This is a genomic window from Microbacterium sp. BH-3-3-3 (assembly GCF_001792815.1).
GTDB lineage: Bacteria > Actinomycetota > Actinomycetes > Actinomycetales > Microbacteriaceae > Microbacterium.
Window position 1 is genome coordinate 17,529 of record NZ_CP017674.1, and the last position, 12,043, is coordinate 29,571.

The window sequence follows — 12,043 nt, forward strand, 5'->3', positions numbered from 1 at the left end:
TATGCCATGTCTACTAAACGCTTCCGCGCAGCCGTCTACGTTCGTCAGTCGAGGCGGGCTCCTGAAGGCATTGAGCGAGGCCTGGAGCGCACTCACAGTCTCATCGCTGATCGCGGATGGACGCTCGTGGGGGACTACGCAGACGACGCCACGTCAGCCTCTTCCGCTCGCGGTGCTGGGACGCGCTGGAACGCCCTCCTCTCTGACATCAAGGCGGGCAAGGTCGAGGTTGTGGTCGGAGTCGATGTGGACCGCCTAGTGCGCAGCATCCAGGATCTGGCCGAACTCATCGAGTTGGGCGTCCGTGTGGTCACGGTGGATGGGGAAATTGACCTGACCACGGCTGACGGCGAATTCCGGGCGACGATGCTCGCGGCGATCGCTAGATTCGAAGTGCGCCGAAAAACCGAGCGGCAAATTCGGGCGAGCGCCCAGCGGGCGGCGAAGGGCCAACCCCACGGCCGCCCGCGCGTGTTCGGGTACGAGGTCGACGGGGTAACGCCACACCCAGTTGAAGGTCAGATTCTGCGTGATGGGTACGCGCACGTCTTGAGCGGCGGCACCATTCGAGCGCTAACCCGGGATTGGAATGCCCGGGGGATTGTCACAGCTCGCGGAAATGCTTGGAACGGCACAGAGGTGCGACGTGCGCTCTTGCGCGAACGAAACGCGGGCATTCTCGTCGTTCGGGGCGAGGTCCAGCCGGAGAGCCAGATAGCGTCCCTGGTGGACATGGCGACGTGGGAAGCGGTGCGAGCAATGCTGAAGGATCCAACGCGGGTCCAATCTGGGCCTGCATCGGGCGAGCGGTGGCTGTCGGGCGTATTGACCTGCACCTGCGGTGAGCGGATGCTTGTCGCCACGTCTTGGTCGGGCGGAGTGGGCTCGCCGGCCTACGCGTGCCGAGCGCTGCGTGTGGCATCGCGCACCGGGGCGAAGCGTGAGGGCAGACACGGTCAGATCGTTGCCAGCATCGTCGAGGAAGGCGTTGTGCTGGAAGTCTTGGCCGCATTGATTGCGGATGCTGTGCGGGGTGAGAGCGGCGCCGTACCTGAGGCTGCCGATGTCATCGCGGCGCGCAAAGAACTCAGCCGCATCGAGGAAGAACGTCGAGTGGCCCAAGAGCTCTACATGCTTCCTGGCGCAGATCGCGTCCATCTTGCTACACGCGTTGCCACGTTGGGCCAGCAGCGCGACGCTGCCGACGCTGCCCTGTCAGAAGCGCTGTCCCAGCGGAGCGCGGCTGACGTAGTGGCGGCGATGCAGGAAGCCGTCCGTGACATTCTTGCGGGAGCGCCAGCCGACGACGAATCTCGAGGAAAGGCGATCCGGGAACTATGGGATGCGCTGCCGGTAGACACTCGTCGCGAAGTTGTGCGGTCTAAGCTCGACATTGTGGTTACTCCTGGCGGCAAGGGGAGCGGGCACGGTATGCGCCGTGTAGCTGTCCACCCTCGTACTCGGTCGCAAGCTAGGTCCGTCTGAGCGGCTCTGAGAGCCGTCTCAGCGGTCCCGTAGCCCGTTCTGGCTGCCCTACCTCCGGCGCGGGGCTGCGACCGCCTGAGAGCCAAACGCGCCGCCTGGCGTGAGCGTGGGGCTAATGCACCCCCGTGGCTCCTGGGAGGTGCATACTAGTACCCATGCAATCCACGGTCAAGCTCGCATGTCGGGGCAACAAGAAGTCGCCGCACAACCAACGGATCCTTTCTCAGCGTTTTCGGTTCATTACGAATGGAGCCGAAGGATGGCAAGTCGTGGGGGATACCTCGCACCAGCGTGCTTCCGCTTCCCGCCTCACGGGCGCGATGCTGCACGGCGAGTCGACGGCGGCGGACTATCGGCATGACATTGTCTGCCAGGGCTGCGGAATGAAGCTCGACCGGACCGGCTCGAAGCTCACCGCCCGTTTGGACGAAGCGCTTGCCGGGGGCGAGAAGGTCCTATTCTTGGACCAGCTGCAATAAACTCGCAGCCACACAACCGCACACGTCTGACCCAGCGAGGGTCGCCTCAAGACTCAGGGCCAAGCCCGAGGCGTAAACGAGATTCACGAGTCCTCAGGTATCAACCGTAAGGCGCGCGTCGACGCGTACATCGGGCCCAGACCATCCGGTCGACCTCCTCAGCGGGAGTGAGTGCGTCAGTCATTGACTGACCTCACACCTGAGGAAGACCAGTGATCCCCGAAACCCCCAACCCCTATCAGGCTGGTGGAAATCTCACCGCCGCTCGGCAGAGCGGTGATCCGGCCCGCATCGCAGCGGCCGAGGCCACCGTTGCTGAGGCCAAGATCGCATCGGCGATTAGGCGCAACCTGGCGGCCGCCCCGCCCCTGAGCCCCGACCAGCTGCGTCGTTTGCGCGGCCTGCTGCGGGGGGTCACCAAATGACCGGGCCGGTTGAGGACTGGCCGGTCGCACAGCACCAAGCCCTCCGGGACACGTCCCCCATCATCGTCATGGGGAGCGCGGGGAAGTTTGGCTTCGCCGTCTTCTCACAAGACGAGTGGACGGTCGAACTCTTCGACGGTCGCGTCGAGCGAGATCGGGCACTGACCCGCATCTTCACCAGTCGCGAGAGGTGGGGATACCCCCTCAGCTGGGAAGACGTATTCGTCCTCGAGCCGGATAAGCCATTGCGGTTCATCGTGACAGTCGAGTCCGACGACGAGGATGCAACGCCGTGAGCGCCGCCGAGGAAGCGTGGTTTGAGGCGCGACCGAAGGGCACCGTCCTACGTTTGACGACGACGGCAGGCCAGCACTTCGAAGTCGAAGCCGAGGGTGGCGCATTCCGCGACTTCATCCTGCACTCGGGGTCGCCGGCACAGGGGTTCGCTGGCCGCACTTCTCGTCATGGTGGGGCGCGCGTGTTCTGGTCGTCGAGCATGCTCGCGCGTTGGGTCGCCCTGGGTCGTTGCAGCGTCGAGCTGGTACCCGCTGGGGGTGCGCAGTGATCGACATGATGAGCGCCGCGCTCGACCTGGCCGCCGAGGGATGGGCCGTGCTCCCACTCGATGGGAAAACCCCCACGACCGGCCACACGCCGAACGGACACAAGGACGCCACGACCAACCGCAAGCGCATCCGGCGGTGGTGGGCTGACCGCACCTGTAACATCGGCTGCCCGGTTCCCGACAGCGTCATGGTCTTCGACATCGACCCCCGCAATGGCGGGAGCCTGGCCGAGCTTGAACACCTGGCCGGTGTGAAGCTGCCCCGCACCCTGGAAGTGATCAGCGGTCGGCGCGACGGTGGGCGTCATCTGTACTTCCGGCGACCGTTCGCACATCCGTACCGGGGCAGCATTCCGCACGGCGTCGACGTTAAGACGAACGGATATATGGTCGTGCCGCCAAGTCTGCATCCGGAAACGGGTAAGCGCTACCGCTGGCTCCATCGCGACATTGCTCGCCTGCCCCAGCCCGTGATCGACCTGATGCAGCCCCGCGAGATCAGCACGGACGGCACTACGGCGGCCGATGCGATGGCGCTTGCCGCGTGGGTCCGGACGTTGCAGTCGGGGGAGAAGCACAACGGTCTGTTCTGGGCCGCGAGTAGGGCGCACGAGGGCGGCGTGAGCCAGCACGGCATAGACCTACTCATCGACGCAGCCGAGGACATCGGCATCAACGCAAGTGAGGCCCGCCGTGTCGTTGCGTCGGCCCAGAAGGAGCAGCACGCATGACCGCTCGTAAGAAGTCCTTCCCGCGCGTGCCCGAGGTCGAGTACGACGCGCCGCCCGCAACGCCCCAGCCCCGATCGGTGGCGGACTTGCTCAAACAGGACTTCCCCATCCTCGACTGGATCGTGCCCGACGTAATCCCCGACGGGTGTCACCTGCTGGTCGCTGCACCGAAGATCGGCAAAAGCCTGCTGTCGCTCATGCTCGCAATCGCGTGCGCCCAGGGTGGCGAGGCGTTCGGCTCGATCAAGGTGTCCGCGCGCCCGGTGCTGCTGATGGACCTGGAGTCGGGTGACCGCCGGCTCGCTAAACGCCTGAACGACTTCGGCATCACGACAGTGCCCAGCACGTTCCAGTTCCACACTGACCCCGGCACGGCGCTCGCGGTTATGCGGGAATTCATGGAAAACCACAAGGGGCAGTCGCCGCTCGTCATCCTGGACACCTTGTCGGAGGTGATGGGGCCGAAGCCGCGTGACCTGGCGCCGATGCTGCACGAGAAGCGCACCTTGCAACCGATCCAGCGCCTGTGCGCCGATGACCCGGGAGCGTCGGTGCTGATCGTGCACCACAACCGGAAGGACAAGACCGGCGACAGCGTCGACTCTTCATCGGGCACGCACGGCCTCACCGGCGCAGTGGACGGCATCTTCGTTCTCGAACGGCCTGACCGCCAGAAGCCCGAAGCAAACCTGATTCGCAATAGCCGCGATATCGAGGACGCCGTATTCGGCATGACGCTCAAGGGCGTCGTGTGGACATTTGACGGGCGCAGTGCAGGCAAGGCCCGGCTGGCCGCCGAGGAACGTGCGGTGCGCGAGCGCTTGGAGCGTCAGGGGAAGCTCGGCCACAAAGCCCTCGAATTGCTCAAGGAACACGGGCCGCTGACGCCCGCCGAAATGTATGAGCTCTGCAACGGCGAGGTGAAGCTGCAATCCGTCCGAAATGCGTTGGCTCGACTCGCGGGACGGGACCTCGCGTCAAAAGACCCGGCCGGTCGGTATAGCGCTGTATATACCCCTGAGTTGGGTGAGTTTGTTGAGTTGGGCAACTCAGCCAACTCTGGCAAACAGGGGGTTAAGGCCCGGCGCGTAGGCGCTCGTCACAAACCGTCTTCCGCGCAGAAGGCAGGTAAGCGTCGTGAATGAGCCTGAAGAAGTCACCGTGCGCGTCGATGACGATGTCGTGTTTCGCCTGCACGAAGGCCGACGCCCTCTCGCCTACCCGGACACGGTCACGCGTGTTGCGTACGAAACCGGGTTCAGCGTCACGCACGCGGGCACGGTGTGGGCCATCGGTCTCGTGAATGACGTGCAGGTACTCGAGCTTGATGACAGCACCGTAGTCGTCGGCACAGACATCGACTTCAGCACCGTCATGGTCACGCAGTCGGGCGCGGCGGGGGAGGCCCCAGCATGAATGCTCTCCCGGCTGTGCGGCGATCATGCGGACGTCACAGGAGAGAGGCCCACCTGTGAACGCAGACACCGCCTGGGATGCCCTGGACGCCGCCCTCGACCACGAGGCCCCGGGGTGCAGTGGCCTAGACCTGTTTACCGCCGACCGTCGGACCGACGAGCAACGGGACTTGTGCGCATCAATCTGTGCGCGGTGTCCGCTGCTGGATCCCTGCGATGACTACGCCACCACCGCGAAGGTCGACTCCGGCTACTGGGCTGGCGTCGAACGTGCCGTGTCACGGCGTGCAACCCGAACCCCCGACGCCGGGGCGGTTACTCCGGCACCCATCACGAATAGGAAGAAGACATCATGACCAAGACCACCGCTGCCTCCGTCGAGAAGACCCTCCGCTCGTCGCTGGAAGGCTTCAAGGCGCGCGCTGCTGCTGCGAAGGAAGAACACAAGACGCTGCGCAAGGCAATCACGGACGACCTGATGAAGTCCGACCTGGCCAAAGACGGCGACTACACGGCGCTGAACGACGCCACCCGCGCCAAGCTCGCGTCCATCCGGAGTGAGCAGGACACCTTCATTAAGGGGCTGCACGACAAGGTGGAGGGCGAACTTCGCGGCGCTCAGCCCACTGACGCGAATAGCATCCTCCTGCGCCGCGATGCCTCCGATCGGGTGCGCAAGATCACCGACAAGCAGGAAGCAATGGAAGTGCTGCAGGACGCCCTTGCCAACGGCGACACCACCCTGGCGCACGCCGTGGGCACCCGTGCTCGCAACACCGGCATGGGGACGGTTGCGGACGCGTACCGCGACGCCTTCCCCGACACTGCCAATTCCGCCGCTGCGCTCGCCACCATCGACAACCTTACGAACGACGGGGCATACAACCTGGCGAACCAGATCACCTACTCCGCGCCGAACCTGTAAACCACGCAAGAAACGAATCGGCCCCCTGGCATCTCAGCTGGGGGGCCTTTCGTGTCCGAACTTCGCAATCTGCTCGGTTGTAAGCGCTCCTGTTCATCACAAATGTTAACGAACCTCCCCCTTCCATGTAAAGTGCCATATATCGAACAAACGTTCTACAACACAGGGGGTCATCATGTTCACTCGCACCATTCGCGCCACAGGTGAAAAGCTCACGGTCGCGAAGCCCGCCGAACTCGACTTGGCCCCTGAGGGTGGCAAGTGGGTAACCGTGTGCGAAGACCACAAGACTCACGTCTATGCCGCCACTCAGTCCGCGGCGTACTACACACACGGCATCGACTTCTGTGACGGCTGCCGGGAGGGTGCGCCTGCGCCGCTGAAAGATGAGACGCCCGCGCCGACCAAGGGTCGCAAGGCCAGCGCCTGACCATGACCACGATGATCGGCTACCTGCGGGTCAGTACGGAAGATCAGGCCCGCAGCGGCCTAGGGCTCGAAGCACAGCGCGACATCATCCAGCGCTACGCCGACGCCCACGGGTGGGGCATCGTCTGGTACGAGGACCAGGGCGTCAGCGCTAAGTCGCTCAACCGCCCACAGCTTCAGGCCGCGCTCTGCCGGCTGCACCCCCTGCGACGTGATGTTGACGGCATTGTGGTGGCCAAGCTCGACCGACTGAGTCGCAGCGTGGTGGACTTCGCCGGCGTGCTGGGAGTAGCGCGCACGCGGGGATGGGCTCTAGTCGCGATCGACCTGGGGGTGGACACTTCCAGCCCAACGGGGGAGCTCGTGGCCAACCTGATGATGTCTGTAGCTCAGTGGGAGCGTCGCGTGATCGGGGAGCGAACCAGCGCCGCCATGCAGGCCGCCAAGCGCCAGGGTAGGCACATGGGCCGCGTATCGATGCTGCCAGCGGCCACAGCGGACCGTCTCGTGGCTCTCAGAAGGACGCATACGCTGGCGGCTACTGCCACTCAGCTCAATTCAGAGGGAAGAGTCACCGCCACGGGATCCACCTGGACGGTGGGCACGGTGGCCGCCGTTCATAAGCGCTTGAACCAGACAATGCCCTGACAGCGGACAGCGTCGGCCCTCTTGTTGCGTTGGAGACTGTCGTTGCCATTCCAGTACATACAGCTGTATCGTCGCCGATTATGGGGGATGACACCGCACTCACACTCGACGTATCCGTGGGCCACGCTAGCTTTTCAGCGTCCGGCGTCAGCGCCGACGTCTTGAAGGCGTTCGGCGATTTTCAGTCGCTCCTAGCGAGCGGCATCGAGGCGCAGCAGCCGGAAGACATCGAGGATCGACCGAGGCCCGACGAGCCAGGTTCCGGCGGTAATAAAGCCGCCAATGAGGAAGTCGAAGGCGTTGTTCCGCTCACGGAAAAGGTTCCTCTTCGCATCTTCCTCGACTCGAAGAAGCTCCCCCGAGGGAATACGGTCCTAGCACTCGGCATTGCGTTATGGGCAAAGCGCTACGTGGGTGTGAATGAGATCGACGCAGAGTCGGCGAAAGTCTACTGGAGGGACTCTGGCCGCAGAATTCCGGCGAATATCAGTCGCGATTTGGGGGCGGCGGCGACGGAGGGCTGGTTGGAACGTTTGCCGACCAAGGGGCAGTTCAGTGCTACCTCCTACGGGGAGAGACATTTCGACGGTATCGAAGCTGCGGGCGAGTGACGTCGCCAGATAGCGTCGCGCTGCGCATACAGAGACTGGAGTTGCAGAAGCAAGCGCTGGTACTGGCGCAGCTTGCAGCGGGTCGTTCGCCAGCCAACGTTGTCGCACCCTCGGAAGTGCTGCGTCTTTTTCATGACTTCTCTCTGCCCGCTCCGGCGAAGATCGCGAACGTCTTCGCGTCTCTCGTGAGCAAGAGGTGGTTGGCGAAGGGGCCAATCCGTGGCGAGTATCGGGTGACGCCCGAAGGTGGGGCGGTAGTAGCTACGGAGGTGTCGGGCCTCGACTTTGCGTCTCTAATTGCGGAGGCGGGTCGGTCTGCGGCTCCCCTGCTGGGAAGCACCGCATTGGCGCTCGTTCCTGTTGCGCTGGCGCCACCTGCGCTCGTGGAGCCGCTACGAAGGTTTCTTGACGCGCATCCGTTCGAAACTAATGTGTTCGGTATGACGCGATTTCCTGACGTGAAGGCGGGCACGGCTGACCCAGTGGGACGCGCCCTTGCGGTCATTCGCGAAGTGTGCGCCTCCAAGGGGTTGGAGTTTCATCTCGCATCAGACAGGGCCATCAGTGACGACCTTTGGACGAACGTCACGGCCCACATGTGGGCCAGCAGATATGGCGTTGCGCTGTTCGAGGACCGGGTTGATCGCGGCGTTAATCATAACTTGCTCATTGAAGTTGGCGCGATGGTGATGACCGGCCGCAGGTGCGCATTGCTGAAGGACGGGTCACTAAAGAACCTGCCCACGGATTTCGTCGGAATGATCTATAAGTCGGTGAACTTGGCAGACGAGGACACGGTTCGGGAAACGGTCGCGCAGTGGATTAGTCGGGATTTGGGTATCGGGACCATCTAGATCGGCTGTAAGCATTAGAACCGGGGCGCCCCCTTCAACTGTTTCTGCGGGGCTGATCGGCGTCGGAGAAAGCCGCATCGTGGATCCTCTCGAATCTGGTTCTTTTCGACGCTTTGCGTTCGAGGTAGTCCGTGTAACTGATGTCGCCATCATCTCCTGGGAAGCTGCTCGGCATGACGTTCAAAGAATCCCCTTCTTCCGTCATGCGGAGGTGGATGAAGAGATAGTAGAGGCTAATGCCCGGCAAAACTGGGTCGTCGGCGTCACCATCCTCCCAATCTTCCAATAACCAACCGGACGCAAATTCCGCCACGCGTTCCCACTGGTCTTCCATGACAGCCGTTACCTCGTCTACCGACTTCAAGCCAACGGACCGCAATTCTTCCGCTCGCGTGGTCGCGTAGAGTGGCGACGTGTCCGGCGCGAGCTTGCGGTTGGTTCTGCGAGCGATAGCGACGTCGGCCCTTCGCACCGGGCCATCGGTGGAGACCAACGCCACCACAGAATCGCGCTCTACGGCGACATCCTTGCCGCCTCTGATGGCTGCGTCCACTTTCGTCGCGTGCCGATTGGCATCTTCGGCTAGCTTGTCAAACTCGTCGTCAGCCAGCTCTAGAAGTCCAGCCAGACGCGCGAACCGTCTACGTATCTCGCGAGGAACGGCAACCGAGGCTTTGTATCCGAGGTCGTGTTCGATCTCTGCCCATGCGTGTTGCAGTATTGATCGGACTTGAATCTCGAAGTAGATGTCCGCGAAGTTTCGCCATTCGGGCAGCGTGGCCCTGTCTTGGCGCAACTTCGCTACGAGGTGAACAGAGCGGTAGCCAAACTCGTCATCACTCAGAATCGACGCCTTATCCGTTGAGCGGCCCTCGTCCACGTCGAATGCTGCGTTGAGGGCCTTCTCGGCTGCGTCAACTTGAGTCGCCAAATGGGTGATGACCCTTATCCCAAGGAGATCGTGCAGGTCTCGGAAGTCGCCGTACTTATCAGGACTTTGTTCGATCTTGGCTTTCGCGCTCTGTTCGGTCTTCACACGGCCCGTGACACTGTGGTAGTCAACCGCTGCATCCCGCAAAATCTCCTGTACGAGCTCTTCCACTCTTTTAGCACGTTCGCGGTGAGGCTGTGAGGCTTCATCATAGTTATTTTGCTGAACCATTGAATGTCTTTTGACCTGCGTTGTCTGGCAATTAGAGGTTTTTGGCGTATTGGCGTTTGATTTACGGCTGCCAAGTCGTTATGTCGTCGATTGCACCGGGCGTGTCGATCTTCGGGATCCAGTCGGCATCTGGGTAAGAGACCAACCGATTCTTGGGCGTAGTTCTGATCTCGTTTGCAGATTTCCGTGTCAGGACCGCAGCAGTGATAACAAAACTGAGGCCCGACTGCTCGTCGGTCCCAAGCTTCGCCCTGCATATCCAGTCACTGCCCGATACTTCACACTGACCCCGAGGCGTCACCCCGCTGAAGCCGTCCGTAGCTTGCGAGAACGCCCAAACCTCGTCGTCTTCATGGAGATGCTGAACGGTACCGGTGGCCTCAAAAACTGTTCCGTCGGTCCAGGTGACATCGTCAAGATGCAGTTCTGTATTCGCAGCTCCGAGAGTCCATCCATTTGCTGCCCAGACCGCTCCCAATATCGCCACGAGCAGTCCGCTCCCGACAGCAATGACGAACGCCATCGTGTGGTCTCGCCACGTCTGCTTCCACCAAGATGCGGCTGGCTGAACGGGGCTCTCCGTGGACATGGAGGAGAAGTCCCCAGTTGTGATCTGGTTGCCACTGCCGATCGCCCCTACGTTGACAGGGCCGTGAAAGTAGTTGGTCTGGCTAGCGGGAACCGGAGTGTGCTCGGGTGCCGTCGACACCCATTCATCAATCTGGTCCAGCTCCTGCTGTACCTGTGACTTCACCCCCATCAAGAGGAGCTTCTCGCTGGACTCGATGTCGACATCCAGCTGCCGAGGGGTTCCTTCGGCGGTGAAACGCAGCCACACCTTGGTCCTGATCTTTTCCTGCCGTGCCCTCGAGTCCGGCGCTACTGCGGAGATGGAAACAGATACACGGTCGGGCTTGAGGTGGTTCAAGCGAAGGGCATCCTGCACCTCAGCCGTGGTTGTGCGGGAGAGCGTAGATCCGTCGACATCGGATAGACGGAACGCTGATACGGAGATGTTCGTGTCAGGGATGACCAATAGTCGCTTCAGGTAGGCGACCATGTGGTCCAGCTCACGCCAGCCGGATGCCTTGTCGTGGAGCTCGGCGTTCAGCTCGCTCCGGAAGTTATCTGTCAACCTCGACCTCTTCTACCAAGCATTTCTCGCACCCTACCGTCAGCCGCGTAGTCGATGCCCGCGCGTTGCTCGTGCCTTCCGCATCTGTGATTGCGAAGTGTTACGAAACGCCCCGGTCAGCTAGGCCGCGCTGCGATGACGTGTCCAGCATCGAAGGCAACTGAATCGGGACGGGTGTCTATCGAAGCGCTCAGAACGGGTCTTCGCCGATGAGGCCGTCGAGCCCATCGAGAAGAGACTTTGCTTTCTGGGGTGCGCCGGTCACAGCCCGTTGCACGTAGGGGTACAGCTCGGCAATGATCTGCGAGGCTCGGGCGTCGGTGGATTGTTCCCAATCGTCTCCGTAGGGAACGGTTGTAAAGTCAGCGAGCTTCGCGCCATCAGGCTCGCCGACTGTGAGGATGTACGGGAACTGCTCGTCGCCATCCTTCGTGCGCAGCCGGTAGGTGGCATTCCCGGCCACAGTAGTGGTGTACCCGCGCTTCGTGTCCGGGTCGAAGAGGTGGTCGCTACCAGTCCAGCGCAGCAGACCACGCAACGTTGCCTGCTGCAATTTGATTGCAAATGCCAGCCACTCGTCGTCGGTGAATTGCATGGTCACTCCTTGTCCAAGGCGTACTTCTGAGCAGTGACGAAGTCCAGCAGCGAATGCGATAGGTCCGTCAGAGGTTCAAGAAGCTCACCGGTGTAAGTTCGCACCTTCGGGTTGGATCTTCGTGCGATGTCTGCCTTCGCGATCGAGGCGAGCTTGCTGGTCGTTTCGAGCTGAGAGATTATGTCGGCTGAGACAATAGGCGCGCCGTCCTCACGTGCGAGAGTTCCTCCCCGGCGCATTGCCTCCGAGAGTTCGACCAAGGCGAACTTCGCCACTTCGGGGTTGTTGGTCTCAGTTGCGCTGACGACGTGGCTGACCGCCTGTCGTACCGACGTGAACTCGTGCACGATGTCGACTGCCAAGAGCTTCGCACGAGTAGTGGCCACAGCATCTTTCGCAGCTTCGGCTGCCGTTGTTGCCTTCCGCGCTTGAGCCCAGGCCTGGTATATGCCAAAACCTGTCGCGACGAACCCGATCACGGTAAGTGCGGCCATGACCCAGTCGAGCCAGGTAATGCCGTTCACTCCCATGGGCCGATCATAGGGGAACGTCACTTTCGCGCTGTCCAATCAAACGCCGGGTGG

General features: G+C 62.1%; 18 protein-coding genes. 14 read left to right on the forward strand and 4 right to left on the reverse strand.

Annotation, left to right across the window (positions count from 1 at the left end):
• Positions 1–6 precede the first annotated feature (6 nt).
• The 14 genes from BJP65_RS16145 to BJP65_RS16400 all read left to right on the forward strand — a co-directional run bounded on the left by BJP65_RS16145 (position 7) and on the right by BJP65_RS16400 (position 8,567).
• Positions 7–1,485: a recombinase family protein gene (locus BJP65_RS16145; RefSeq protein WP_083285626.1), complete on the forward strand. Its 1,479-nt coding sequence runs from the start codon at positions 7–9 to the stop codon at positions 1,483–1,485.
• A gap of 155 nt (positions 1,486–1,640) precedes the next feature.
• Positions 1,641–1,964, forward strand: a complete 324-nt coding sequence (locus tag BJP65_RS16395) for a hypothetical protein (RefSeq protein WP_156784776.1) — start codon at positions 1,641–1,643, stop codon at positions 1,962–1,964.
• Between the two features lie 212 nt (positions 1,965–2,176).
• Positions 2,177–2,389, forward strand: a complete 213-nt coding sequence (locus BJP65_RS16150) for a hypothetical protein (protein WP_083285627.1) — start codon at positions 2,177–2,179, stop codon at positions 2,387–2,389.
• On the forward strand, positions 2,386–2,685 hold the full coding sequence (locus BJP65_RS00120; RefSeq protein ID WP_070407849.1) for a hypothetical protein: 300 nt from the start codon (positions 2,386–2,388) through the stop codon (positions 2,683–2,685). The genes BJP65_RS16150 and BJP65_RS00120 overlap by 4 nt, the downstream gene beginning before the upstream one ends.
• A complete protein-coding gene (locus BJP65_RS00125) occupies positions 2,682–2,954 on the forward strand; it encodes a hypothetical protein (protein WP_070407850.1) in 273 nt (90 codons plus the stop codon). The genes BJP65_RS00120 and BJP65_RS00125 overlap by 4 nt, the downstream gene beginning before the upstream one ends.
• A 5-nt stretch (positions 2,955–2,959) precedes the next feature.
• Positions 2,960–3,685: a bifunctional DNA primase/polymerase gene (locus BJP65_RS00130; RefSeq protein WP_258027554.1), complete on the forward strand. Its 726-nt coding sequence runs from the start codon at positions 2,960–2,962 to the stop codon at positions 3,683–3,685.
• A complete protein-coding gene (locus BJP65_RS00135; RefSeq protein WP_070407851.1) occupies positions 3,682–4,830 on the forward strand; it encodes an AAA family ATPase in 1,149 nt (382 codons plus the stop codon). Before BJP65_RS00130 ends, BJP65_RS00135 begins: the two co-directional genes overlap by 4 nt.
• Before the next feature lie 16 nt (positions 4,831–4,846).
• Positions 4,847–5,101: a hypothetical protein gene (locus tag BJP65_RS00140; protein WP_070407852.1), complete on the forward strand. Its 255-nt coding sequence runs from the start codon at positions 4,847–4,849 to the stop codon at positions 5,099–5,101.
• Positions 5,102–5,156: 55 nt separating this feature from the next.
• Positions 5,157–5,456: a WhiB family transcriptional regulator gene (locus BJP65_RS16155; RefSeq protein ID WP_181015952.1), complete on the forward strand. Its 300-nt coding sequence runs from the start codon at positions 5,157–5,159 to the stop codon at positions 5,454–5,456.
• Positions 5,453–6,025: a hypothetical protein gene (locus BJP65_RS00145; protein ID WP_070407853.1), complete on the forward strand. Its 573-nt coding sequence runs from the start codon at positions 5,453–5,455 to the stop codon at positions 6,023–6,025. Before BJP65_RS16155 ends, BJP65_RS00145 begins: the two co-directional genes overlap by 4 nt.
• A 175-nt stretch (positions 6,026–6,200) precedes the next feature.
• Positions 6,201–6,455 carry a hypothetical protein gene (locus tag BJP65_RS00150; protein WP_070407854.1) on the forward strand — a complete coding sequence of 85 codons (255 nt, stop codon included), beginning with the start codon at positions 6,201–6,203 and terminating at the stop codon, positions 6,453–6,455.
• Between the two features lie 2 nt (positions 6,456–6,457).
• On the forward strand, positions 6,458–7,102 hold the full coding sequence (locus BJP65_RS00155; RefSeq protein WP_070407855.1) for a recombinase family protein: 645 nt from the start codon (positions 6,458–6,460) through the stop codon (positions 7,100–7,102).
• Positions 7,103–7,182: 80 nt separating this feature from the next.
• The gene (locus tag BJP65_RS00160; RefSeq protein ID WP_070407856.1) at positions 7,183–7,713 is read left to right on the forward strand and encodes a hypothetical protein; all 531 of its coding nucleotides are present in this window, start codon (positions 7,183–7,185) and stop codon (positions 7,711–7,713) included.
• 41 nt (positions 7,714–7,754) lie between these two features.
• Complete coding sequence (locus BJP65_RS16400) at positions 7,755–8,567, forward strand: hypothetical protein (RefSeq protein ID WP_181015953.1); 813 nt, start codon at positions 7,755–7,757, stop codon at positions 8,565–8,567.
• Between the two features lie 34 nt (positions 8,568–8,601).
• Here BJP65_RS16400 and BJP65_RS00170 read toward each other — a convergent pair whose 3' ends face one another.
• The 4 genes from BJP65_RS00170 to BJP65_RS00185 form a co-directional block, all read right to left on the reverse strand.
• A complete protein-coding gene (locus tag BJP65_RS00170) occupies positions 8,602–9,729 on the reverse strand; it encodes a GTP pyrophosphokinase family protein (protein ID WP_083285630.1) in 1,128 nt (375 codons plus the stop codon).
• Between the two features lie 61 nt (positions 9,730–9,790).
• On the reverse strand, positions 9,791–10,864 hold the full coding sequence (locus tag BJP65_RS00175; protein WP_070407859.1) for a hypothetical protein: 1,074 nt from the start codon (positions 10,862–10,864) through the stop codon (positions 9,791–9,793).
• A gap of 190 nt (positions 10,865–11,054) precedes the next feature.
• On the reverse strand, positions 11,055–11,459 hold the full coding sequence (locus BJP65_RS00180; RefSeq protein WP_070407860.1) for a hypothetical protein: 405 nt from the start codon (positions 11,457–11,459) through the stop codon (positions 11,055–11,057).
• 2 nt (positions 11,460–11,461) lie between these two features.
• A complete protein-coding gene (locus BJP65_RS00185) occupies positions 11,462–11,989 on the reverse strand; it encodes a hypothetical protein (RefSeq protein WP_070407861.1) in 528 nt (175 codons plus the stop codon).
• Positions 11,990–12,043 lie beyond the last annotated feature (54 nt).